This window comes from Actinokineospora globicatena, assembly GCF_024171945.1.
In the GTDB taxonomy this organism is placed as follows: Bacteria; Actinomycetota; Actinomycetes; order Mycobacteriales; family Pseudonocardiaceae; genus Actinokineospora; species Actinokineospora globicatena.
Genome location: NZ_JAMTCR010000002.1, coordinates 2893323 through 2918242 on the forward strand (window position 1 = coordinate 2893323; position 24920 = coordinate 2918242).

The window sequence follows — 24920 nt, forward strand, 5'->3', positions numbered from 1 at the left end:
GGTGCGTGCAGACGCACATTTATCCGCGTCCGACCGACCCGGCTCGCCGCACCCGGCGGCGCCGAACGCACCAGAAGGGGGTCGTCATGGCTCGCGTCATCAGCACCGACGAGGTCAAGCAGCGCATCGATGCCGGTTCCGCGGTCGTGCTCGAGGCACTGCCGCAGTCCTACTACGACGAGGCGCACCTGCCCGGCGCGCTGAACCTGCCGCTCGACGAGGTGGACGACCGCGCCGCCGCGCTCATCCCGGACAAGGACGCCGAGGTCATCGTGTACTGCACCGACACCTCCTGCTCCAACTCCGGCATCGCCTCGGACCGGCTCGTCGAGCTGGGCTACACGAACGTGTTCACCTACACGGCGGGCAAGCGGGACTGGGTGGGCAACGGCCTGCCCACCGAGTCCGCCCAGTAGCCCCGTCGAGCACCCAGAACCAGATCGGAGAGCCATGACCAACACCGAATCGACCGGCACCGCGGCCACCAGGGTGCTCGGCGGCGTGGAACTGCCCGCCGCGGGCACCTGGAAGGTCGACCCCGGCCACGCCGAGGTGGGTTTCGTCGGCAGGCACTTCATGCTCACCAAGGTCCGCGGCCGGTTCACCGGCGTCGAGGGCGTGGTGACCGTCGCCGAGCGGCCCGAGGACAGCTCCGTCGAGGTCACCATCGACATGGCCTCGGTGAACAGCGGCGACCAGACCCGCGACGACCACCTGCGCTCCGACGACTTCTTCGACGTCACCGCGCACCCCACCGCCACCTTCCGCTCCACCTCCGTGTCGTGGATCGGGGCCGGTGGTGTCCTGGAGGGTGAGCTCGCCATCAAGGGGGTCGCCCGCCCGGTGACGCTCAAGGTCGAGCACCTCGGCGTCGTGCGCGACCCGTGGGGCAACGACCGCGCGGTGTTCTCGGCCAAGGGCCGGATCAACCGGGAGGACTGGGGCCTGAGCTGGAACATGGTGCTCGAGGCGGGCGGCATCCTGGTCTCCAAGGAGATCGAGCTCGAACTCGAGGTGGAGCTCATCCACGACAACGGCTGAGCCACACCCGGCCACCCGGGGGCGCCGCACCGATCGGGGTGCGGCGCCCCCGGTGTCCGCCGACGTGCGCTCCCCGCGGCTGAGGGGCCCGCGGGGGGCGTTTGTCGTATCCGGACCCGGGAGTGTGAGGGGGTGCGACCGGATGCGATCAGATCGGTTGACGGAATCAGCCCGCTGACCACGAACTGTCCATCGAACGGTGTTGTTCGCCGTTTGTCGGACGCGCGGAGTTGCCATCGCGGAAAGCGACAGGGGGCGTTCGAAGCGTGATTTATGAAGCCTCCTGCCTTGTCTGACGCGTCCGAACCGGGCAGTACAACCCGGAGGTTCTCGCTCCTTATCGAGTGAATTCCAGACAGCCGGTTGCCCGTCGAGGTGGCGTGTGGCATCGTCTGCGACATCGGGTTCGACTCGATTAAATGGGGGTCTCCGGTTCGTTGTCGCACGAACGGAACCCGGTGCGGTCGCGGTGCGGCGGGTGAGGACGACAACGCCCTGACCAGCTGAGACCGCACCGAACCGGCCGTGCGGACCGGACGGGGATACGCACAGCTAGGCACACCATCGCGTTAGTCCGCGCGCTCAGCGCGAACGCACAGACGTGGTGAGGTGGGGCACGAGGGGGTTTGGGCGCCGTTCGGCGGGGTGCGGGAGGGAATGCGCCGCCTGCGTGCGCGGACCGGGGCGGTCGGTTCTACCACGGCCGTCCTGATTTCGCGCGCCGGGCCGCGGCGAGGTCATTTCCGCGCGCCCGGCCGAGGTGCCGACGCGCCCCCGAGTGCGGCCACCGGCCACAGGGGGAGGAAACTTGTGAACACCGTGCCGACCACCACCGAGGTGTTCTCGACCGGGTTGGTCGATCTGACCCAGCACGAGATCCAGGCACTCAAGACCCAGTTCAACCTGGCCGACGCGCACACCCACCAGCGGCAGTCGCCGAGTCAGCGCGCGATCGTGTCGCGGTTGCCGCAGCTGTGGTACCAGGCGGAGGAGAGCCTGCAGGCCGACTGCGAGCGCCGGTTCATCGACGCGTTCTTCCGGCTCCACGGCCAGCACACCGCGCCGCGGCTGGAGCGCACGCTGCTGTCCTACGCGGCGTCGATCTCCACGCTCGTGGCGGCCATGTACCTCAAGCGGCACCGGATGTCGGTCTCGCTGATCGAACCGTGCTTCGACAACCTGCACGACGTCCTGAGCAACGTGGGCGTGCCGCTGTACCCGGTCGCCGAGTCGCTGTTCGAGGACGTCGGGTCCATCTACGCCAACCTCGCCGAGCACGTGCGCACCGACGCGCTGTTCCTGGTGGACCCGAACAACCCGACCGGCGCCACGCTGCTGCGGCACGGTCGGCGCGGCTTCGAGGAGGTGCTGCGGTTCTGCCGCGACCACGACAAGCTGCTGCTGATCGACTTCTGCTTCGCCTCGTTCACCCTGTTCGACGACACCCTGGAGCGGTTCGACGTCTACGAGCTGCTGGAGGACTCCGGGGTCGGCTACCTCGCGCTGGAGGACACCGGCAAGACCTGGCCGGTGCAGGACGCCAAGTGCGCGCTGCTGACCAGCAGCCGCGACATCTGGCTCGACGTCTACAACATCCACACCAGCGTGCTGCTCAACGTCTCGCCGTTCGTGCTGACCATGCTCACCGAGTACATCGAGGACTCCGCCGCCGACCGGATGGCCTCGGTGCGGTCGGTGCTCGACGCCAACCGGGAGGCCGCGATCCGCGCGCTGGCCGGGTCGCCGCTGCGCTACCAGGAACCGGTGGCCAAGGTCAGCGTCGCGTGGTTCCGCGTGCTGCCACCGCTGTCCACGGCGAGCAGGCTGCAGGGCGTCCTGGCCGACGACGACCTGTACGTGCTGCCCGGCCGGTACTTCCACTGGAGCGAACCGAGCCGGGGTGAGGACTTCGTGCGGGTCGCGCTGGCCAGGGACCCGCGGATGTTCGCCAAGGCGATGACCCGGCTGCGGGCCGCGGTCGACGCGCAGGTCCGCTGATGGCGCCCGGGGCGGGTGCCGCGCCCGAGTTCGTCGACGCGGCGCTGTTCATGGGCATGCACAGCGCGGACGAGCGGGTTCGGCTGGCCTGCAAGGGGTTCTTCATCGACCGGCTGGCCACCGGGGTGTCGATCAGCCTGGAGCAGGTGGGCCGGTGCGACGACATCGTGTGGTCGCACCCGCGCGAGGTCCAGGACGCGTACTACCCGTTCATGGACAACCTGCACACCGACATGGCGGTGGCCCGGGTGAGCTACGACCTGGCCGACATCACCGCCGCCCTGGAGTCCCTGGTCCTCCCGGACCTGCCGATCACCGAGCGGCTCACGCTGGGCCAGGTGGTGGCGCGGGGTGCCATCCTGTACACAGTGGACAGCCGGTTCCCGGTGAGCTCCGGGTTGCCCGTGCTGGTGCCGAGCCCGGTCGACACCGAGCCCGAGTTCCCGGACAAGCTCGAACAGCTCTACCAGGAATCGCTGGTGCTGCGGGTCGACCCCTCCGGTGGGGGGTGGCGGTGATCGACATCCGTTCCGGGGTGATCGTCCCGCTGGTCACGCCGCTGGCCGCCGACGGGTCGGTGTCCGAATCGGACGTGGCCAGGCTGGTGGCGACGGTGGCCGAGCACGTGGTCGCGCTGGTCCCCGGGTTGAGCACCGGGGAGGGGTGGGCGCTCGACGACGACCGCTGGGCGGCGGTCGTCGGCCACACCCTCACCCACAGCGCGGGACTCCCGGTCCTCGCGGGGATCCAACGGCGGACCACGGCCGAAGTCGTTGCCAGGGCGGCCAAGGCGGTCGCGCTGGGGGCGGGTGGGGTCGTTGTGCCGACCCCGACCGGGCCGGGTGTGACCCAGCGGGAGATGTACCAGCACTACGTCGCCGTCACCGCGACCGTGGGCGTGCCGGTCGTCGTCTACCACGAGTCGACCGTGACCGGGAACCTGCTCGACCCGGCCACTCTGCTGCGGGTGTGCGAGCTGGAGGGAGTCGTCGCGGTCAAGGACTCCGGGGGCGACCCGGCCGCCACGCGCAGGCTGCTCGCGGCAGCACCGCCGGTCGCGGTGTGGCAGGGCTACGAGGACCTGGTCGGCGATACCCCTGGCGTGGACGGCTATGTCCTCGCCTTGGCCAACCTGGAGCCCGAACTGTGCGCGCGGTACGCCAGCGGGCACGTCGGTCCGGCCGACCTGGACGCGGCGTGCGAGCGCTACCGGCTGGCCGCGCCGGATTGGTACCGCCACGTGAAAGAACACCTGTGCCGCTGGGGGACCATCTCGACCCCGGCGACCGTGACCCGGGTGGGTGAGCGAGTGTGATGACCACGGAGATCGACCTGTCCCGGTTGCGCACCGGCGACCGGTTGCAGCGGGACCTGTTCCTGGACAACAGGAGTGTGCCGGACGCGGCCCGTTACGCGCGCATCGAGGCGGCCGAGGCGGAGTGGATCGTGCCGCTGGTCGCCGACATCGAGGCCGACCTCCCGGTGCTGACCAGCAGGGCGGAGTGGCTCGCCGCGCTGGAGCGGGTGCTGGCCGAGGAACGCGACGGGGCGCCGAGCAGCCGGTACCTGGCTGATGAGTCCACAAGGGAGCAGTTCGCCATCGTCGTGGAGGAGTTCGCGCCGGACGGGCTCACCGAGGCGCAGAACTTCTTCCCCGCGGTGGCCAGGTTGCCGATCCGGGCGCAGATGGCGGTCATGCGAGTGATGATCGACGAGTTCGGCTGCGGCAACCTCGCTCAGGCGCACTCGCAGCTCTACCGGGACCTGCTCGCCGAGTTGGACCTGCCCAGCGAGCTGCGCGAGGTGTTGCGCGACACCAACGACGAGACGTACGCGTTCCTCAACTCCTTCTACTGGATGGCTTCTCGGGCGGTCGACGTGGAGTACTTCCTCGGCGCGCTGGCCTATCTGGAGGCGGCGATTCCGGACGCGTTCGCGTTCCAGGCCCGCGCGTGCGAGCGGCTGGGCATCGCGCACGGCCGGTACTACACCGAGCACATCCACATCGACGACTTCCACATGAAGGAGATGCAGACCGCCATCAAGGAGTGCGAGGCGGCGCGCGGGATCGACCCGACCAAGTTGTTGGCGGGCGCGATCCTGCTGTCGTCGTTGCTCGGCGCGGCGATGGACGCCGCCGTCGAGAAGGCGGTCGCCAAGACCGCGGGTGGGCGGTGATCGTGGCCGGGGAGCCCGTGAGCCGCCAGGTGTCCGAGCACGAGGTGGCGATCACGGTGGGGGAGCGCGAGTTCCGGATCGCCGCGGAGTGCCCGCACCGCAAGGGCCGACTGGTGCACGCGCAGGTCAACCCGCGCACGTTGCGGTTGACCTGCCCGCTGCACAAGTCGGTGTTCGACCTGGCCACCGGGTGCCGGGTCGCGGGACCGGTCAGCGGCGACCTGCCGGTGACCGAGGTGGCCCCCGGGGACGGGGCCCGTGGAGGGGGACAGGGATGAGTCACACGTACGCCGCCGAGGAGGTCTGGTTGCCCGCCTCGGAACTGGTCGCGGACTGGGACAGCGGGTTCCACGACCTGCTGCTCGGCGACCGGCTGCGGATGAGCGCCTACGCCGAGGCGATCGCCGAGGTGGTGCGACCGGGCGCGGTGGTGCTCGATCTTGGGACTGGGACTGGAATTCTGGCCAACTGGGCGCTGGAGGCGGGCGCGGCGCGGGTCTACGGGCTGGACTTCGCCGAGTCGGTGCTGGCCACCGCGGCGCAGCGGTTGGGCGACGCCGGGTTCGCCGACCGGTTCGTGCCGGTCGCCGGGATGTCGTTCGACGTGGCGTTGCCCGAGCGGGTCGACGTGATCGTCTCCGAGACGCTGGGCAACCTGGTCGACAACGAGGGGTGCGTGGCGATCCTGGCCGACGCGCGGCACCGGTTCCTCGCCGAGGGCGGGACCATGCTGCCGATCTCGGCGCAGTGCTACCTCGTGCCTGTCTCCGCGACCACCGCGCACCAGCGGGTCGCCACCGGTGAGGTCCATGGGGCGCAAGCGATTGCGGGAAGTGACGGCGGGCTGGGCGCGCGGGATCCGTTCTCGCTCTACTACGACACGATCGTCCCGATCGCGACGCACCTGGCGTCTCCCCGGGCGATCACGTCGCACACCTTCGGCGAGGACGCGATCGCCGCCGCCACGGTGTCCACTCCGTACACGGTTCGCCGGGACGGGGTGTTCACCGGGTTCAAGGGCTACTTCGTCTCGACGCTGTCGCCGTCGGTGGCGCTGGACCTCTCGGGCGACGACATCGCCTCGGGATCTACTTCGGACAGTTGGAAGCACGCTTACCTGCCGGTCCGTCAGCCGGTGGCCGTTCGGCAAGGGGATCGGTTGGTGCTGGACTTCGCTTGGATCCCGCGCGGGTCGCTGGGCAACGACTACCGGTGGAGCGGCCGGGTCGTGCGGCGCGGCGAGGTGGTCGCCGAGTTCGACCACGGGACCGCGGCTGTCGTCGGGGGTGCGGCATGACCACTGTGGACCGACGCCCCCGGGTCCGCGAGTACGACGTCGTCGCGCTCCAAGTCCCCATCGCCTACAACGCCTTCGGCGACCACGACCGCAGGGGCGCGCTGTACGTGCTGGCCGAGGACGCCCCGACGCTGCGCGCGGTCGCGGCGGACTGGCCGGACCCGTTCCCCAGCTACCTCACCGACCCGGACCTGGTGCCCAAGCCACACCCGCTGGCCGTGCCGCTGGTGCTGCGCGCCCGTGAGGGTGAGCTGGTGCGGGTGCGGCTGACCAACGAACTGCCCCGGCCGGTCGGCATCACGGCCCAGGGCGTGCGCTACGACGCCCGTCGCCACGACGGGTTGGCCGCGGGTGCCAACCCGGACACCTCGGTCAAACCCGGTGCGTCCCGGGTGTTCGAGTGGCTGTGCGAGCACGAGGGCGTGTTCCACTTCGGCGACATGGCCGATGTGCGCGGTGAGGGCACGCAGAGCCACGGCCTCAACGGCGTGCTGGTGGTCGAGCCGCGCGACGCGACCTGGACCGATCCACGCACCGGCGCGCCGCTGCGCAGTGGTATCTCCGCCGATGTGCACACCCCGGGGCGCAGCTTCCGCGAGCACGTCATCGTCATGATGGAGTACCCGAGCAACGACAACCCGGTCATGCCGCCCGCCGGTCACGACCACGGTGGCGGCCACGATCACGGTGCGGGGCATGGCGCGCCCGCCTTGGCTGGTATGGCCGCCTTCGCGGAGCCCACGGCCGAGCGCCCGGACGACATCGGCGACCTGGAACCGGTCAGCAACGCGATGCTGCCGGTGAACCTGCGCATCGAACCGCTGGGGTGGCGGCAGTACGTCTACAACCAGCTGCTCGAGCAACACCGGATCGACCCGGTGCGCGACGCGCAGACCGGCGAGGAGTTGCACCACAGCTCCTGGGTGTTCGGCGACCCGGCCACGCCGGTGTTCTTCGGCTACCGGGGCGACGACGTGGTGCTGCGGTTGATGCACGGCGGCATGCGGGACACGCACGTCTTCCACACCCACCTGCACCAGTGGCGGGTCGACCCGACCGACGCCGGGTCACCGCTGATCGACTCGGTCAGCTTCGGCCCGCAGCAGGGCTTGACGCTCGACCTGGTCGGTGGCGCGGGATCGACGCAGCACGCCGTGGGCGACGCGGTGTGGCACTGCCACCTGTACCCGCACTTCCACATGGGGATGTGGGGTCTGCTGCGGGCTTTCGACACGCTGCAGGACGGATCCGGCCACTACCCGGACGGCACGGTCATCGAGCCGCTGGTTCCCCTGCCGGGCAAGCAACCTCCCGCGCCGACCGCGCAGCGCCCGGGGTGGCCCGCGTTCATGGGGGAGGCGGCGACCTTCCCGCAGAAGTCGCCCCGACCGCCGCGCACGCCGGGGATGCCCGCTGGGATGGGGCGCGCGCCCACGCCGTTGGAGACGGCCGCGTTCGTGCCGGACGCCCAACCGGGCGAGGCGTTCACCAAGATCGGGCCTGCGGGCGCGCCGGTGCGCCGGTACCACTTGGTGGTCACCACGGCGACGTTGGTGCAGACCGGTGACGTCCACGACCACCACGAGCCGCTGTGGCACGACCACAATGGACACTTCTTCGCGCTGCACGACGACGTCGAGGCCGCCGGTGGGATCGAGGAGTTCCGGCGCCAGGTCAACGCGGGGGAGCGCAGGGTCGAGCCGCTGGTCATCCGGGCGCGCAAGGGCGAGGTCCTGGAGATGACGCTCACCAACCACCTGCCGGTGGGCAAGCAGGAGGCGAACGCGTTCGACCCAGAACTGCCGTACCAGCCGGAATGCGGGCTGCACTCGCACCTGGTCAAGTACGACCCGCTGGTCTCCGACGGCGCGTGCATCGGCTGGAACTACCTGTCCGCCACGACGACGTCCGACCTGCACGACGAGCACGCCGACGGCTACCGGTCGTGGGTGTTCCGGTGGTACGTCGACGATGATTTCGGCACGGTGTTGTTCCACGACCACCTGTTGCCGAACTACCGTCAGCGGCACGGTCTTTATGGCGTGTTGGTCGCCGAACCCGAGGGTGCCACCTGGGTCGATCCTGCTGACCACAGCCGGGAACTGCCATCGGGTAGCCAGGCTGTGGTGCGCTTGCCGGACGGGTCGGCGTTCCGCGAGGCGGTGTTGGCGGTCGCGGACTACGTGCCCTCGTTCGAGCACTCGGAGCACGGCCACGGCGGAGCGATCAACCCGCCGCTGGCGCCGGGCGGGATGGACGAGCAGGGCGTCATGACCGTCAACTACCGCAGCGAACCGCTCGACCTGCGCGGCGGCGACCCGGCCGACTGGTTCTCCAGCGAGGTGCACGGCGACCCGACGACCCCGCTGCTGCGCGGGTACCCGGGCGAGTCCATCCGGCTGCGGATCGTCGACGGGTCGTTCGACAAGCAGCACAGCTTCATCGCGCACGGCCTGCGGTGGCGCGACTGGCCCGACCGGGCGGACACGCCGTGGCGCTCACAGCTGACGCTCGGTGTTTCCAATGCGGCCGACCTGCACCTGGAACCACCTGCGGCGCCTGGTGATCACCTGTGGTCGTTCGCGGCGGCCGACGACTTGTGGCTGGGCTGCTGGGGTCTTGTTCGTCTCCATGAGACAGTGCAGGACGATCTACCGCCGTTGTCGAACCAGCCGGTTGGCGGACTGCCCGCGCGCGGGTCGGTTCGCCGGTACACGGTTCGGGCGCGGGCGCGAACACTGCAGTACAGCGAGGAGCGGTTCGACCCGTTCGGCCTGGTGTACGAAGTGGATGGTGAGCCGTTCGACGGTCCGTTGGTGCTGCGGGCCAGGGCGGGCGAATGGGTCGCGGTGACGCTGGTCAACGAGCTCGACGGCCCGCCACCCGCCAGTGAGTTCGACCCGGTCCTGCTGGCCCGCGACAACCCGGCGCGGCGCGTGTTGTCCGAGCGCGTGTCGCTGCACCCGGTGGGGCTGCGCTACGACACCGCCGAGCACGACGGCACCCGGGTGGGCGTCAACCCGGACAGCACGGTGAAGCCGGGCAGCTCGCACACGTACTGGTGGCACGCGGACGAGCCGGGCGTCATCCCGCTGCGCGACCACGCCGACCCGATCACCCACCTGCGGCGCGGCCTCATCGGCGCCCTGGTGGTCGAGGCCGCCGACGCCACCGCGTACGACCCGCGCGGCCGCCGCGAGTCCTGGACCGGCGCCTCCGCCGTGATCCGCCGCCCCGGCAGGCCCGCCGCGGTCTCGCACGTGATCATCGCCCAGGACGGCCTCCGCCTCTTCCACGACGGCGACCTCACCCAACCGGTCCGCGACCTGGTGTCGGAGGCCAAGGACGACCTCGGCCAGAAGGCGTACAACTACCGGTCCGCGCACCTGCACCCGGTCAGCCCATCGTTGGCCGGAACCCCGCCGACGCCGATGGTGCGGGCCGCGGTGGGCGATGAGGTGGTGCTGCACCTGGTGGTCGCGGGCTCGCGCATCCGCAACCAGGGGTTCTCGGTCCACGGCCAGGTGTGGGACCTGTCCGAACGCGGCCGAGGCCCTTACGTGTCGACCCTCGGCGCCTTGGCGACCGGCTCGGCGCGGACGATCCGGTTCACGCCGCGCTACCCGGGTGATTACGTGTACCGCACCCCGAACCTCCACTGGGGCGTCAGTGAGGGGTGGTGGGGTCTGATCCGGGTCACCGGCTGACCCCCTGCGGCTGGCCTCCCTGTGCGGTGGGGAGGCCGGCCGCTTGCCGTTTGTCCACAAGGGCTGACGTTGTCCACAGGGCCGATTTCGCTTGCCCGCCCTGCCGATGCCGCTCGGTAAGCTGCATATCGGGGGGGTATGCGGGCTGACCTGGTCATCTTCGATTGCGACGGGGTGCTGGTGGACAGTGAACCGATCGCGGTTCGGGTGGGTGCGGAGCGGGTGGGCGCGGCGCCAGTCTGGGGGCGTTCCGCGCGGGCCAAGGTGCTGTTGGTTGGGAGCCTGGAAGTCCGACGTTGTGATCCCGCCAGACGGTCGGTGGTGGTCGATGGACATGGCTCCGGTGATGGAATCTTGGTCGGGTACTCGTCGCATGCCTAGAGGAGTCTTCTGTGGACAGAGTGGGGACTAGAGCTGGTCGGCTTCCTTGCGGGGGTGGGGGGCTGAGGGGGTGGCGTTGCGGCGGAGGACGGCTTCGAGTTGTTCTCGGCGCAGGGGTTTGGTGAGGAAGTCGTCCATGCCTACGTCGCGGCAGCGTTTCTCGTCGGAGGCCAGGGCGGAGGCGGTGAGGGCTATGACGGGGACCTGGTTGCGGGGGGCGGGGAGTTGGCGGATCTGGGTGGTGGCCTGGTAGCCGTCGAGGACGGGCATCTGGCAGTCCATCAGGACGACGTCGTAGTCGCCGGTGCGGAGCATGGTGAGGGCTTGTTCGCCGTTCTCGGCGATGTCGGCGCTGTAGCCGAGGGTGCTGAGCATCTGGACGACGACCTGCTGGTTGATGTCGTTGTCCTCGGCCACCAGGACCCGGCCCGCGGTGGGGCGGCGGTCGGCGGGCGCCTCGGCGGCGGGGATGACGGGGGCTTGCTGCGGTGGGACGACCGGGCCGTCGTCGGCGAGGAGCCTGCCGAGGGCGTCGCGCAGGGCGGCGGCGCGGATGGGCTTGGACAGGTAGACCGGGACACCCATGCGGCGGACGCGGCGGGACTCCTCGGCCTCGTTGGTGGAGCTGAGGATGCCCAGCCGCGGCGCGCCGGTGCTGGGGTCGGCCTGGATGCGGGCGACCAGCTGGATGCCGTCCAGGTCGGGCATGCGCATGTCCAGCAGGGCCGCGTCGAAGGGCTGGCCCGCCTCCGCGGCCGCGCGCAGGATCGCGATCGCCTCGGCGCCGGTGGACGCGGTCGCGACCTCGGCGCCCCAGGTGCGCAGCAGCTGCGACACGACTTGCAGGTTGGTGGCGTTGTCGTCCACCACCAGCACCGCGGCACCGGTCACCGAGCCGCTGGTGCGGGTCGCGGGCAGCGGGGCGGTGGCGGGCGCCAGCGGCAACGTGAAGTGGAAGGCGCTGCCCTCCTCCGGCTTGCTGCGCATGCCGATGGTGCCGCCCATCAGCTCCACCAGCTGCCTGCAGATGGCCAACCCCAGCCCGGTGCCGCCGTAGCGGCGGGTGGTGGACACGTCGACCTGGGTGAACGCGTCGAACAGGTGCTCCTGGCGGTCCTCGGGGATGCCGATGCCGGTGTCGGTCACCGTGAACGTCACCCGGTGCCGCCCGTCCGACGGGTCAGCGGGCGGGATCGACACCCACACCACGACCTCGCCGCCCGGGGTGAACTTGATCGCGTTGGACACCAGGTTGATCAGCACCTGGCGGATCCGGTGCGCGTCGCCGTGCAGCGCGGGCGGGATGGCCGGGTGCACCACCGCGGCGATCTCCACCCCGGGGGTGCGCGCGGTCGGCGCCAGCAGGCTGACCACGTCCTCGACCACCGACCTCGGGTCGAAGTCGATCGGGTCGATCTCCAGCTTGCCCGCCTCCATCTTGGAGAAGTCCAGGATGTCGCTGATCACCTCCAGCAGCGCGTCCGCCGAGCGGCGCAGGGTGGCCACGTAGTCGCGCTGGCGCTGGTCGAGGTCGGTGTCGAGCAGCAGCGTGGCCAGGCCGAGCACGCCGTTCATCGGGGTGCGGATCTCGTGGCTCATGTTCGCCACGAACGCCGACTTCATCCGCGAGGCGGTCAGCGCCTGGTCGCGGGCGTCGGCCAGGTCGCTCTCGTGCTGCTTGCGCTCGGTGATGTCGCGGACGAACGCGCTGAACACCAGCTCCGCGCCGTCGCCCGAGCGCCACACGGTCAGCTCGGCGGGGAACGTCCAGCCGTCCTTGTGCTGGGCGACGACCTCGCTGGTCGTGCCGAGCAGGTGCGGCTCCCCGCCCGCCACCACCCGCGCGACGCCCGTGGTGTGCGCGTCGCGCTGCCCGGGCGGCACCACCAGCTCCACCAGCGGCACCCCCAGCGCCTCGGCCGCGGTCCACCCGAAGATCACCTCGGCCCTGGCGTTCCACGACGACACCCGACCGTCGGGGCGCATAGCGACGAACGCGTCGCCCGCGGCCTGCAGGATCTCCCGCACCTGCTCCCCGCGCGCGGCCAACCGGACCTCGGCCAGCCGCCTGCGCCGCTCACCCCGCGCGGCCAGCACCAGCGCGCCGAGCAGCACCTGCACGATGAGCGTGGTGATCGCGACGATCCGGCCGGTCAGCAGCGCCGTGCCCGCGTACGCCTGGGCCGCGTCCACCCGCGCCACCACCGCCCACCCCAGCGCCGGGATCGGCCGGTAGGCGGCCTGGAACTCGGTGTCGCCCTCCGCCGTGGTCGCCGACCCGGTCCGCCCGCTCAACGCCGCCTCGACGCCCGCCGTGCTCAGCGCCGACACCAGCCCCGGGCCGGGGTCCTCGCCCACCGCCGTGCCCCGGGTGTCGGCGACCACCACGGACACGTCCTGCGCCGCGGCCACCCGGTCGACCAGGTTCGTCAGCGGGCCGACCGGGTAGCTGACCGCGATGACGCCCAGCACCTTCCCGGCCGGGTCGGTGATCGGCGCGGCGATGGCGATGACGTCCGGGTTGCCGAGCACGGCCGACTCGAACGCGCTGGAGACGTACGGGCCGCCGCGGCGGATCGCGCCCTGGAAGTAGTCCCGGTCGGCGAACCGGGTGCCCTGCACCACCACTGTCGGCGGCGCGATGGTGATCAACCGGCCGGTCGCGTCCAGCGCCCACGCGGCCAGGAACGGCGGCTGCTGGCCCTGCAGCGAGAGCACCGCGTCGAAGATCGCCGGATCCGGTGCGGCGGCGGCGAAGTTGGCGGTGCGCAGGGTCGGGCGCTGCGCGTAGGCGTTGACCAGCGACCCGACCCCGGTGAGCCGGTCCTCCAGCTCGGCGGCGACCACGTCGGCGCTGTGCGTGAGCCTGCGGTCGACCTCCCCGTTGACCATCCCGTTCGCGACGCTGATCGACAGGTACGCCAGCAGCACCACCGGGAGCAGCGCGAGCAGCACGAACAGGGCGCACTGGCGCACCAGCCGCCTGCGCAGCTCCGCGCGCAACGCCGGGTCGGTGCGCACGCCGCGGTGCGAGATCGGCAGCCGCACCAGCAGCAGAATGGTCACCACCAGCGACCCGGCCGCGATCACCACGACGTCGCGGGTCGTCGCGTGGGAGGCGCGCAGCAGCAGCACGACCGGCAGCAGGACGACGCAGAGGGTCAGGGTGACCTGGGTGGCCCACTCCGGGCGGGTCCTGGCCGAGGGCACCCGCACCGCGAATCGCGCGGCGACCAGCAGCGCCGAGGACACCAACACGCACGCGAACTCACCGCCGAGGTTGGCGCGCACCAGCACCGCGCTGAGCAACCACGCCGCGGCCCAGGCCAACAACCACGGCGCCGCCCGCCACCCGGAGTGCGCGAACCGGGCCGCCATCCCGGCGAACACCGGCACCCACAGCCACAACGGCAACGTCGTACCGGTACCGGGGATCGTCCACACCAGCACCCCGACCGCGACGACGACCACACAGGCGTCGAGGTAGGTGAGCACACCGTGGCGCGCGCGGTAGGCACTGCCGAGCACCAGGACCGCGCCCAACGCGGGCACGGCGGCGGGCGCGAGCCACACGTCACCGACCACCCACGCCCAGGTCGCCGCGACCTGGGCGAGCACCAACAACCCCCACGGCCCGCGCCAGTCCCGCCCCCGCCCCACCACCGCGACCAGGTCCACCGCGACCAACGCCACCACCAGCGCGACCCGCGCCCCGGTGGTCGGCACCAACGCCGCGACCACGACCGCGAGCCCGTGCAGCAGGACCCAGGTCCACTGCAGCCCACGCACCCGCTTGACCGGTGATGCTGTCACCAGCCGAGCGTGCGCCACCCCCGCCGCCCCGGCGGGCGGGGTTACCCGACCGGGTGAGACATTCACCCCGTGGTGCCATGCCTGGGTGACGGCCCGGCGACACCCGGGTCGATCCGCCTCCAGGGGACCACATCCCCCACCCCGGCGGTGGTCATCGCCAGGACACCACCCCAAAGGGGACCCACGGCCAGCGCCCTCGCTGAGTGTCTGCGGCCGGCGCCGAAGCCACAGTGGCACCGGTTAGGGACCAGGAGCCAGGCCTGCGGTGGGCCGAGGAGAGTCCGCTGGGGGCGGGCGGGGTTTACGCGGTGAGCCAGGCGAAGCGGGTGCGGGTGGTGCCGGGGGTGGCGGTCTTGACGGCCACGCGGAGGGTGGAGAGGGGGATGAGGCTGTGGGCGTCCGGGCCGGGTTGGGAGATGTAGGGGGTGTTGGCCCAGGCGTCGCCGGAGAGTTCGTAGCCGAGGGGGTCTTCGTGGTACTGCCAGGTGGTGGCGCGGTGGCGGCGGCCCACCTCGCCCAGGTACCAGGCGGCGCCCTGGACGAAGTCGGTGTTGGTGGGGGCGGTGAAGTCGGCCAGGGTCGGGGTCCGGCGGAGCACCAAGGCCTCCAGGGCGTCGAGCGAGTCGACGGAGAAGTCCCAGGTGTGGCCGGTGTCGGCGGCCCAGTCGGACCACTTGGCGGCGCGGTCGGCGAGCCAGTCGGCCAGCAACGGGTGCACCGAGCCCGGGCGTTCGGGGGCGGCGGGCTGGGAGGGCAGGGCGGGTAGGCGGTCGGCGACCTCGGTGAAGATGGTGCCCGCGCGGGTCTGGACCGCTTGGCCCATCAGCAGGGTCGGCACGATCACGCCCGGGCCGACGTGCGTTCCCGGCACCACGACCGGCACGTCCGCCTGCGTGTCCCACTCCCACTCGCCGCCGCTGAGCCTGCGCAGGGTCTCGCCGAGGTAGGCGACGACGGATTCGGTGAACGACGGGTCCGCGCCGGGCACGAAGCGGTCGACGAACGCCGATTCCAGGTGCCGCAACGACTCCGCTGAGTAATCGAGCGGAAAGCGGCCCGAGACGTAGAAATCGCGCAGGCGGTCGACGAACGGATCGACGTCGGCGCGCCACTCTTCCCCGGGGTCGGTCACACACCCGACCCTACCAATTCGCGGCCCGCCGGGACCCGCGCGCCGACTTCCGCTCCGGCAAACCCACATACCGGTTTTCCCCTTACCGCAACGTGTCCAGTGAATCGGACCCAGGTCCGCACAACTGCCGGTCCGGCTGTTCGGAATTCCCTGACAGGTCTCGATGCCGGGTGTACGGTGCTGGGATTCATCGAGGTGGCAGGGGGTGCCAGCTTCGACGGCGCCCTCCGCTGGAGGGGATCTGCAGTGCGCGTGACAACGGGGGGTTCGCTGTCCCAGCGAGCCGGGGGATCGAGGGAAGTCAAGGGGAGCAGGAGGTTCCGAGCGGTCGCGGTCGTGCTCGCGGTGCTGGCCACGGTCGTGACGTGGTCGCCGCAGGCCGCGGTCGCCCAGGCGGCGCAGCGGTGCGCCGACATGTTCAACGTCACCAAGCCGACGCCGGGGCGCGGTCAGCTGCCCGGGTTCGGCAACAACGTGCCCGCGCCGAAGAACGCGAGCCGGTACGACTACGACAACCCCGGTGAGGCGGCGCGCGGGCTCGGCCTGCCCAGCCCGGAGGACCTCGCCGACTACGGCGAGGACAGCTCGCCGTACAAGCCGGGCAGCAAGGAGCACGTCTACACGACCTGGAACGCCTACCAGAAGCGCAAGGCCAAGGAGCTCAAGGACTGGACCGACGGCGGGCAGGTCGGCAAGAAGCCCAGCGACGCGCTGCCGTACCAGAAGTGGCTCAACCGCTACGTGCCGAACATGGGCAACGACAACAAGGGCACCGCGTTCGAGGGCCACGCCACCCGCGAGATCGGGCTCGGCGGCGCCGACTGGATGTGCCAGGACCGCATCCGCGACGCCCAGGGCCGCCCGGTCAGCGGCCGGTTCTACGACGCGATCAACCACCGCGAGAAGCTGATCTACGAGTTCAAGGCGGGCAGCGGCGTCGACCGCGAGCAGGTCCGGCGCGACCAGGAGTTCGCGCGCCGCCACGGCTACCGGATCCAGTACGTGTTCGGCCGCAACCCGAGCCCGGCGGCGCGGCAGGCGTTGATCGACGCCGGTCTGGAGCCCGCCGAGACCCGCAGGGCGACCGGGCGGGTGCTCAAGCCCGGCACGCCGACGCCGAGTCCGTCCGCCGGTCTGCTGAACCCGACCCCCAACAACCCGGGCAAGGGCGCGGCGACCGACCTGTTCGACAGCGCGGGCCGCAACCGCGAGCAGGCGCGCTCGGTGCAGGACGTCGACGACGACTTCGCCCGCCGGTCCGGCCGGCCCGACGGCAAGGTCGACGGGCTGCCCAGGCGCCCCGGCGGCATCGACTTCTCCACCATGGAGTTGCGCTACCTGGCCGAGCAACCCGAGGGCGGCGCGGTCGAGTTCGCCTTCGAGGCCGACGAGAACGCCAACGAGGACGAGGAGCCGTCCTTCGGCGGCTTCGAGGTCGCGCAGCTGACCTCGGACTCGCTGTTCACCTGGCTGGCGCTGCCGGAGTCCTCGTTCTGGGTCAACCTCAACCCCGACCAGCCCGACAAGATCCTCGACGACAAGCTCGCCGGCACCGACGCGGGCCGGGTCCTGCTCGAGGCTGACCTGCGGATGAAGCGCGTGCTGGCGAAGGTGATGGTGCCGGACAACCCGGTGGGCAACCAGTTCTGGGACTCGCTGCACCACGTCAACGGCGCCCCGTGCTGGGTCACCTACCGCGTGTGGGCCGAGGCGGCACCGGCGTCGGTGCGCGAGGACGGCGGGCAGTTCTACATCCTCGACGCGCCGCTGAAGGTGCAGGCCGAGCCGCTGGCGATCACCGTGCCGCCGGGGCGGGAGTGCACCCAGCCGAAGGAGGTCCAGGAGTACAACTTCGGGCGCATCAAGGAGGTCCTGATCCCGGAGGTGGAGAAGGCGGTCAACACGGCACCGGACTTCCAGGACCTGCGCAGCGTCTACCACGCCCGGGTCGCGGCAGCCTGGTTGCGGCAGCGCAACGAGGTCAAGCCGAACGCCTACGACGCGATCATCGACAGCGGTGACGTGGCCAAGTGGCCCGCGCGCACCCAGTGGAGCAAGCAGAAGGTCTACGAGGACTACCTGAAGTCCTTCCGCGAAGGCGACTACACCTTCACCCGGGAGTACGAACAGGACGGTGAGGTGCTCACCTTCTCCTTCGCCACCGGTGGCGTCGACCTCGCCGAGTCGCCGCGCACGCCGATGCCCGCGGAGGCCTTCACCGCGCAGTACCCGACGTTGCCGGACACGGTGACCGACGCCCGCGCCGACGTCGTCGACTACGAGGACACCACGGCGTCCTGGCTCGGCGCCGACAACGCCCGCCACGTGGACCCGCCCACCCCCGGGCCGACGACCACCCAGCCACCCACCCCGCAGCCGACCCAGCCGCCGACGGTGAACCCGCCCGCGCCGACCCAGCCCGCGCCGCAGGGGAGCCCGTCGCCGCCGCTGGCCGAGACGGGGGCGGCACCGCTGGGGCTCATCGGCGTGGCGGCCCTGCTGCTGGTCGCGGGCACCGGGCTGCTGGTGTGGCAGCGCAGGCGCCGCAGGGGCTGACCGGCACGCACGAGACGCGAGAGGGCGGCCCACGGGTCGCCCTCTCGGCGTTTGCCCAGTTCACGGCTGCGTTCCCTGTCACATAGACGTGTGCGACGGAGGGGTGTAGGCAGAGAGCCACCCGAGGACTGGAGACAACGATGCGCTACCTGATGACGACGAAGGCAGGCGGCGAGGCCCCCGACGAGCGCCTCTACGAGGAGATGGGCAAGTTCGTCGCGGAGCTCACCGCGTCCGGGGTGCTGCTGGCGACCGGGGGACTGGCGCCCGCGCACCTCAAGGTCGCCTCGGTCGGTGGCGAGATCACCGTGACCGACGGGCCCTTCGCCGAGGCCAAGGAGGCGGTGGCCGGGTTCGCCCTGGTCGAGGTGCGCTCCGAGGAGGAGGTCATCGAGCTGGCCAAGCGGTTCCGGCGCATCGTCGGCGACGGCGAGGGCGTCATCCAGCAGGTGTTCTAGCCCGGTGGGCACGGTCGGGGCCGATGTCGGCCGCACGCTCGACGCCGTCTGGAAGCTGGAGGCGGCGCGGGTGGTCGGCGCGCTGACCAGGATGGTCGGCGATGTCGGCCTCGCCGAGGAACTCGCCCAGGACACCCTCGTCGCGGCACTGCGGCAGTGGCCGCGCGACGGTGTCCCGGACAATCCGGGCGCGTGGTTGACCACCGTGGCCAAGCGCCGCGCGGTCGACCACCTCCGGCGGGCCAAGCGGACCACGGCGCTGTCGGCGGCGGACGAGGACCAGCCGCACGAGCCTGACGCGGGCGCCGACAGCGCGGACGACGTGCTGCGGCTGGTCTTCCTGGCCTGCCACCCGGTCTTGCCCACCGCGCAGCGGGTCGCGCTCACCCTGAAACTGGTGTGCGGCCTGACAACCGAGGAGATCGCCAGGGCGTTCCTGGTCGACACCAGGACGATCGCCGACCGGGTCACCAGCGCGAAGCGGGCCCTGGCCGAACGCCCACCGCGCGCGGCCGGGCAGCTCGGCTCGGTCCGCGAGGTCATCTACCTGGTGTTCAACGAGGGCTACTCGGCGACCTCCGGTGACGACCTGCTGCGCCCCGGCCTGTGCCACGAGGCGTTGCGGCTGGGCCGGGTGCTGGCCGAGCTCGTCCCGGACGACGCCGAGGTGCACGGCCTGGTCGCGTTGATGGAGCTGCAGGCGTCCCGGTCGGCGGCGCGCACCGGGCCGGACGGCGAGCCGGTCCGGTTGCACGAGCAGGACCGGGGGCGTTGGGACCCGCTGCACATCCGCCGCGGGTTCACCGCACTGCTGCGGGCGCGCGGCAGCGGACCACCGGGCCCGTACGTGTTGCAAGCGGCCATCGCTGCCTGCCACGCGGGCGCGCGTTCGGCTGAAGACACCGACTGGGCGCAGATCGTGTCCCTCTACGACGCGTTGGCGCACTTGGTGCCGACGCCGGTCGTGCGGCTCAACCGCGCTGTCGCCGTCGGCATGGCGCACGGCCCCGAAGCGGGCCTGGCGCTGGTCGACGCGCTCGCCGATGACCTGCGGGACTACCACTTGCTCCCCAGCACCCGCGGCGACCTGTTGATGCGCCTGGGCCGTGCACGGGAAGCGGGGCGTGAGTTCGAACGTGCCGCCGCGCTCACCGACAACGCCGCCGAACGCGCCTTCCTGCGGCGTCGGGCGGACGAGGCTGTCACCCCCGTCGGGCGCCCGCTGGTCGACGCGGCGACGGAGTTCCTCGCCAGGCAGGACATCGACCGCGCGACCAGCCGGTCCTACGGCCAGACCCTGGGCAGACTGCGCAAGGCTGTTGGTGACCGGACCCCGATCACGGCGTTGACCGAGCACGACGTCCTCGCCATGTTCACCGCGACGTGGGTGCAGGCGTCGGCGAAGACCTGGAACCGGCACCGCGCGGCGATGCGGTCCTTCTGCTCGTGGGCCGGGCTGCCGGACCTGGCGGCCACTGTGGACAGACGCAAGGAAGTGAAGAGGTCCGCGCCGTCGGTCGATGTCGACCGGGTGTGGGAGCTGGTCGACGTCCCGGTGCGTGAGCGTCTGCTGTGGACGATGCTCCGCGAGTCCGGCGCCCAGGTCCGGGCGGTGCTCGACCTCGACGTCGAACAGCTCGACCTCGCGGGCCGCCGCGCCATCGGGCGATCCCGGGTGCGCTGGCGGGAAGACACCGCGCGGCTGCTGCCGGTGGTGCTCGACGGTCGAACCGCGGGCCCGGTCTTCCTGGCCGACCGCAGACCAGGACCGGGGCGACCGCCGCGCGAGGGTGACCTGTGCCCGGTCACCGGTCGGGGCCGGTTGTCCTACGAGCGCGCCGAATACCTGTTCAAGCGCGCCACCAAGGCGATCGACCCGACCGGAGCCGGTTTCACGTTGCGCCTGCTGCGCGGGTGACCCACCACCAGTAGGGGCGCGGGGAGTTGGGTTGACCGCACCCCTACCGGTGGGGCACCGCAGGCGGGCGGTGCCGGTGGGTGGCTACTCGTCGAGGAAGTCCGGCTGCTCGGCGACGATCTCGTCGTAGAGCAGCTGGAAGCTGAACCAGCCCAGCTGCCGGTCGCCGAAGCCGTCCTTGGCCGCGACCGCCTGCTCGTGCGCCATCGGCTTCGGGTCGCCCGCCGCCAGCGCCAGCAGCTGCACCTCGGCGCAGCTGTCGAAGGTGAAGAACCAGTGCACCGCCTCCTCCAGCGACCCGCCGACGGTGATCAGACCGTGGTGGCGCAGCAGGATGGCCCGCTTGTCGCCCAGCTTCTCGGCGATGTCGCGGCCCTGCTCGACCGCGACCGAGGGGCCCCGGTAGTCGTCGTAGAGGACCTGGTCCTGGTAGAACGCCGCCGACTCCTGGTCGTAGGGCTCCAGCAGCCGCCCCAGCGCGCCGAGCGCCCTGGAGTGCGCGGTGTGCGCGTGCGCGGCCGCCTCGGCGTGCGGGCCGAGGTCGTGGATCGCCGAGTGGATGACGAACGCGCTCGGGTTGACCGGGTGCTTGCCCTCGACCACCGTGCCGTCGCTGTCGACCAGGATCAGGTCGCTGACCTTGACCAGCTTGAACGACACGCCGAACGGGTTGACCCAGAACAGGTTGGGGTGCTCGGGGTCGCGCACCGAGATGTGCCCGGAGATGCCCTCGCCGAAGCCGTACTTGCCGAACAGCCGCAGTGCGGCGGTTAACCGCTGCTTGCGGTGTCTGCGTTCAGCGGCTGGGTCGTCGAACGCGGCGGCCGAGGGCATCGGCAGCCCGGTGTGCGTGTCGGCCAGGTAGCCGGGCTTGGCTTGCTCCACAGTGGACATGACGGGTACTCCTCTTTCGCTCGGGGGTGTCTCAGGCGAGCAGCAGTTCGTCGGCGCGGTCGGCGCCCGCACTGCTGTGCTCGCGGATCGCGGCGACGATGTCCACCGCGCGGTCGACGAGCGACTGCACGCCGAAGGTGAAGAACAGGCTGCCCAGCGTCGGGTCGCCGATGCCGTAGAGCCGCGGGTTGGCGACCCCGTCGACGGTCAACCGGCTGGTCGCCCGCTCGACGTGCACGCCGCCGCGCGGGTGCGGCTCGGCCGCCCCGTTGGCCACCAGCGAGCTGAACAGCGGGGTGGCCTTCTCCGAGAGCTTGCGCAGCCGGGCGTTGACCGCGTTGACCACGACGTCGGCCCGGTGCTCGGTGGTGTGCTCGCCGCGGGCGGTGGCGAGTCGGAAGCCGTGTCCGGTCGGCTCGATTCCCACCAGCCCGCTGACCAGTTCCACCTGGCCGGAGTCGATCAGCCGGAGCAGCGCGGCCGCGTTGCCCGGCGGCATCGGGCAGCACAGGCTCATCAGCGCCCGGTCGTGCTCGGCGAGCACGAGGTTCTTGTCCTGCTCGGTGAGCAGCGGCCAGATGTCGGGCCCCGCCTCGGGGACCGCCTGCTGCAGCACCCGCATCGCGATGCTCGGCGAGTCCACCTCGGCCAGTTGCCTGCGCAGCCGGTCGACCGCGTCCTCGGTGCGCACCGCGTCGATCTCGCGGCGCACCGTCGAGATGTCCTCGCCCACCTCGGCCAGTTCCGCGGCCATCACCCCGACCAGGTCGGCCAGGGTCAGCCGCTCACCGCGCGCGGCGAGCGCGCGGAACCGGGCGGGGGTGAAGTGGCGCAGCACGTGGTGCACCGGCCGCTGCCGCACACCAGGCAGCACGTTGCGCCGGGAGAACAACCGGATCCGGCCCTGGTGGCCGCGCGCGGCCAGGGCCAGCACCACGTCCACCGCGGTCAGCCCCGCGCCGATCAGCGCGATGTCCGCCTCGGGCGCGATACCGCTCAACGAGTCGCGAACCGGATACGGTTCCCCGATGAATCCAGCATGTCCGGAAAGCGCGTACAGGTCAGCGGGACGACCCGCTCCCACGCTGAAGACAGCGTAGTCCACTTCGTGCGGCACACCCTTGTCCGTCCACATGGTGAGCCCGTCCGGGTTGACCTGCGCGCGCTCCACCCGGTGCCGCACCAATTCCACCCGCCAGCCCCGGCGCACTAGTGCCAAAAGCGCAGCGCGTGCCGACTGTTCGAGGTAATCGCCGTAGACCGCGCGGGGGACGAACTGGGCCCCCGAGAGCGGATCGGCGTAGCCAGAACGTGAACCCTCGAACAGGTTGCGGCCCGCGAGCCACTCGAACATGTGGTGATCATCACCCGCCCGCACCGACATGTCCTGCGGGGTCGCGTTGACCCGCACGACATCGAGGTCGGGCTGGTAAGGCCTGCCCCGCCACAGGTGCTTCGACGGCTCGAACACGGTGATCGTGCCCGGCGCCAGGTCGGTCTCGGCCGCCAGCGCGTCGAGCAGGCTCACCGCTGACGCACCGCCGCCGACCACGCCAATTCTGGATAAGGACGACATGTCCCCCCTTTGTTATCCGAACCCCCGGTGGTGTCAAACGCCAGCCCGGCGTAATCAGTGCGCGCAAAAAGAGCATCCTTGTCGCACTGTTCGGCCTCACATTACCGCCGGGGTTGCGGCCGGGTTAGCGATCTCGCGCGCGGTCAGTTGCAAATAAGCGCAGCGGTACCCCTGTGAACGATAAGTTACCCCCTGTATACCTACAGTGATCGTATTGTGATGCATCTGGCTGTACGGTTTTGGGTGATTCTCAAAAACCAGTCACCTGGTTAGTCGGCTCCGGTACGCTAGTGGGCGGAGTTTGCCCGGCCATGGTCCACACGAAAGATCGACGGGGGTCGGCCAGTGACACTTGCGTCCGTCGCGGTTGCCGCGTCGCCGGTTGTCGAACCGGCGCGCGCGTTCGACCTGTGGGAGGACGAGGTCCGCCGGACCTGCGGCACGCTGCAGGTCATCGGCGACCGGGACCGCTTCGGCGCGGGCACCATCGCCACCCGGGTGTTCGGCAGCATGCGGGTATCGAGGATCACCGCTGACCCGCACGCCGTGGTGCGCCACGACCGGGTGGCCAGCAACGAGGGCGGCCACGTGTACGTGGTCACCCTGCTCAACGGCACCGCCCGGCTCTGCCAGGACGGCACCGACATCACCGTGCGCACCGGCGACCTGGTCGCCTTCGACAGCAGCAGGCCCTACACGCTGGCCATGCCGCAGCCGTTCACCATGGTCGGCGTGCGCGCGCCGCACCGCTCACTGGGGATGACCCCGCAGAAGACCAGCTCCATCACCGCGGCGCCGTGGAACGGCAAGACCGGGGTGGGCGCGCTGGCCAGCCACACCTTCGCCGCGCTGGGCTACCACCTGGCCGAACTCGACGACGCGGCCCGCGAACCGCTGGGCACCACCGTCGGCGGGATGATCACCACGCTGTTCGCCGAGCGGCTGTGCTCGGCGGTGGTCGACCCGGCCGCCGCCCGCCAGCTGCTGGTGCTGCGCATTTGCGGGTACGCGCAGGAGCACATGGGCGACAGCGCGCTGAGCCCGGCGATGCTGGCGCGCAGGCACAACATCTCGCTGCGCTACCTGCAGGTCCTCTTCGCCGAGCAGGGGTCGAGCCCGGCCCGCTGGATCCGCGACCAGCGGCTGGAGCGGCTGCGCACCGACCTGGTCAACCCGCGCTACGACCACCTGACCGTCTCGGCCATCGCCGAGCGCTGGGGTCTGGTGGACGCCTCGCAGGTCAGCAGGCTGTTCCGGATGAAGTACGGGGTCTCGCCGCGCGAGTACCGCAGGACGCGCGGCGAGACCGCGAACCTCAGCCCGCTCAGTCCTCTCGGTCGTGTGGCACCGGGTTGGCGCTGAACCGCTCGGGCCGCACGAACACCGCGGCCCTGCGGTCGGCGGCCATCTCCCGGTCGTAGACCTCGAAGTCGTCGTGCTGCCCGCCAGCCGAGGTGTAGATCTCCCGCAGCAACGACGGCAGCCGTTCGGCGGACACGCCCCCGTGCGCGTCGTCCGGTCCGGCGATCTCGACCCCTCCGGTGACCGCGATCCAGTCCCAACCCGCGCGGAACACCAGCGTGGCCTTCGGAGTCCGCCGCAGGTTGCGCAGTTTGGTGGTACCGCCGCGCGAGACCAGTGCTAGCACGCGCTCACCGGTGACCGGGTGGTCGACCAGCCCGACGTTGACCACCGAGGTGGCCGGTTCACCGTTGGCCCGCGTCGTCACCAGCACCGCCAGCCAGTCCTGTGTGGACGCCAGCGCGGCCACCCTGGCCAGCCCCGTCTCCGTGTCGAACCCCTTGCCCGCCATGCGGACCACACCCCTCGTCCTGTGCGTGAAATGAGCAGAGAGCGTGCGCGCAAGCACCACGGCGCGCGCACCGGCTGCGGATACTATCGGTTGCGACGGGGCGAGGCTCGCCGCCGGTGATGGGGATCGCCGGCCACTCGGATCGCCACAGGGCCCCC

18 protein-coding genes are annotated in these 24920 nt (G+C 71.2%); 13 read left to right on the forward strand and 5 right to left on the reverse strand.

Features of this window, described 5'->3' with window-relative positions:
- The first annotated feature begins 86 nt into the window (after positions 1-86).
- The 9 genes from LV79_RS12870 (at position 87) to LV79_RS12910 (ending at position 10221) form a co-directional block, all read left to right on the forward strand.
- Positions 87-416 (forward strand): rhodanese-like domain-containing protein, encoded by a 330-nt coding sequence (locus LV79_RS12870; protein ID WP_253835377.1) that lies wholly within the window; start codon positions 87-89, stop codon positions 414-416.
- Between the two features lie 34 nt (positions 417-450).
- Positions 451-1041, forward strand: coding sequence for a YceI family protein (locus LV79_RS12875; RefSeq protein ID WP_253835378.1), 591 nt, complete (start codon positions 451-453; stop codon positions 1039-1041).
- A gap of 810 nt (positions 1042-1851) precedes the next feature.
- Positions 1852-3039, forward strand: a complete 1188-nt coding sequence (locus LV79_RS12880; protein ID WP_253835379.1) for an aminotransferase class I/II-fold pyridoxal phosphate-dependent enzyme — start codon at positions 1852-1854, stop codon at positions 3037-3039.
- The gene (locus LV79_RS12885) at positions 3039-3557 is read left to right on the forward strand and encodes a DUF6190 family protein (protein WP_253835380.1); all 519 of its coding nucleotides are present in this window, start codon (positions 3039-3041) and stop codon (positions 3555-3557) included. Before LV79_RS12880 ends, LV79_RS12885 begins: the two co-directional genes overlap by 1 nt.
- On the forward strand, positions 3554-4354 hold the full coding sequence (locus LV79_RS12890; RefSeq protein ID WP_253835381.1) for a dihydrodipicolinate synthase family protein: 801 nt from the start codon (positions 3554-3556) through the stop codon (positions 4352-4354). Before LV79_RS12885 ends, LV79_RS12890 begins: the two co-directional genes overlap by 4 nt.
- Positions 4354-5217, forward strand: a complete 864-nt coding sequence (locus tag LV79_RS12895; protein WP_253835383.1) for an iron-containing redox enzyme family protein — start codon at positions 4354-4356, stop codon at positions 5215-5217. Before LV79_RS12890 ends, LV79_RS12895 begins: the two co-directional genes overlap by 1 nt.
- Before the next feature lie 17 nt (positions 5218-5234).
- A complete protein-coding gene (locus tag LV79_RS12900; RefSeq protein WP_253835385.1) occupies positions 5235-5495 on the forward strand; it encodes a Rieske (2Fe-2S) protein in 261 nt (86 codons plus the stop codon).
- A complete protein-coding gene (locus tag LV79_RS12905) occupies positions 5492-6514 on the forward strand; it encodes a methyltransferase domain-containing protein (protein WP_253835387.1) in 1023 nt (340 codons plus the stop codon). The genes LV79_RS12900 and LV79_RS12905 overlap by 4 nt, the downstream gene beginning before the upstream one ends.
- Positions 6511-10221 (forward strand): multicopper oxidase domain-containing protein, encoded by a 3711-nt coding sequence (locus LV79_RS12910; protein ID WP_253835388.1) that lies wholly within the window; start codon positions 6511-6513, stop codon positions 10219-10221. Before LV79_RS12905 ends, LV79_RS12910 begins: the two co-directional genes overlap by 4 nt.
- Before the next feature lie 408 nt (positions 10222-10629).
- On the opposite strand, the gene LV79_RS12915 is transcribed toward LV79_RS12910, so the two are convergent.
- Positions 10630-14415, reverse strand: coding sequence for a response regulator (locus LV79_RS12915; protein WP_253835390.1), 3786 nt, complete (start codon positions 14413-14415; stop codon positions 10630-10632).
- A gap of 301 nt (positions 14416-14716) precedes the next feature.
- A complete protein-coding gene (locus LV79_RS12920) occupies positions 14717-15547 on the reverse strand; it encodes a hypothetical protein (RefSeq protein ID WP_253835392.1) in 831 nt (276 codons plus the stop codon).
- A gap of 336 nt (positions 15548-15883) precedes the next feature.
- Between LV79_RS12920 and LV79_RS12925 the strand changes: the two genes are divergently transcribed.
- From LV79_RS12925 to LV79_RS12935, 3 genes are all read left to right on the forward strand, one after another.
- A complete protein-coding gene (locus LV79_RS12925; RefSeq protein WP_253835394.1) occupies positions 15884-18103 on the forward strand; it encodes a hypothetical protein in 2220 nt (739 codons plus the stop codon).
- A 140-nt stretch (positions 18104-18243) separates the two neighbouring features.
- A complete protein-coding gene (locus LV79_RS12930) occupies positions 18244-18561 on the forward strand; it encodes a YciI family protein (protein WP_253835397.1) in 318 nt (105 codons plus the stop codon).
- Positions 18562-18565: 4 nt separating this feature from the next.
- Entirely contained in the window at positions 18566-20479 is a 1914-nt protein-coding gene (locus LV79_RS12935; protein WP_253835399.1) for an RNA polymerase sigma factor, read from the forward strand.
- 84 nt (positions 20480-20563) lie between these two features.
- On the opposite strand, the gene LV79_RS12940 is transcribed toward LV79_RS12935, so the two are convergent.
- Complete coding sequence (locus LV79_RS12940; protein WP_253835401.1) at positions 20564-21373, reverse strand: class II aldolase/adducin family protein; 810 nt, start codon at positions 21371-21373, stop codon at positions 20564-20566.
- Between the two features lie 31 nt (positions 21374-21404).
- Positions 21405-22949, reverse strand: coding sequence for an FAD/NAD(P)-binding protein (locus LV79_RS12945; protein ID WP_253835403.1), 1545 nt, complete (start codon positions 22947-22949; stop codon positions 21405-21407).
- Positions 22950-23294: 345 nt separating this feature from the next.
- On the opposite strand from LV79_RS12945, the gene LV79_RS12950 reads away from it, so the two are divergent.
- Positions 23295-24311, forward strand: a complete 1017-nt coding sequence (locus LV79_RS12950; RefSeq protein WP_253835405.1) for an AraC-like ligand-binding domain-containing protein — start codon at positions 23295-23297, stop codon at positions 24309-24311.
- Here the strand turns inward: LV79_RS12950 and LV79_RS12955 are convergent.
- Positions 24274-24762, reverse strand: a complete 489-nt coding sequence (locus LV79_RS12955; protein WP_253835407.1) for a pyridoxamine 5'-phosphate oxidase family protein — start codon at positions 24760-24762, stop codon at positions 24274-24276. The genes LV79_RS12950 and LV79_RS12955 overlap by 38 nt on opposite strands.
- Positions 24763-24920 lie beyond the last annotated feature (158 nt).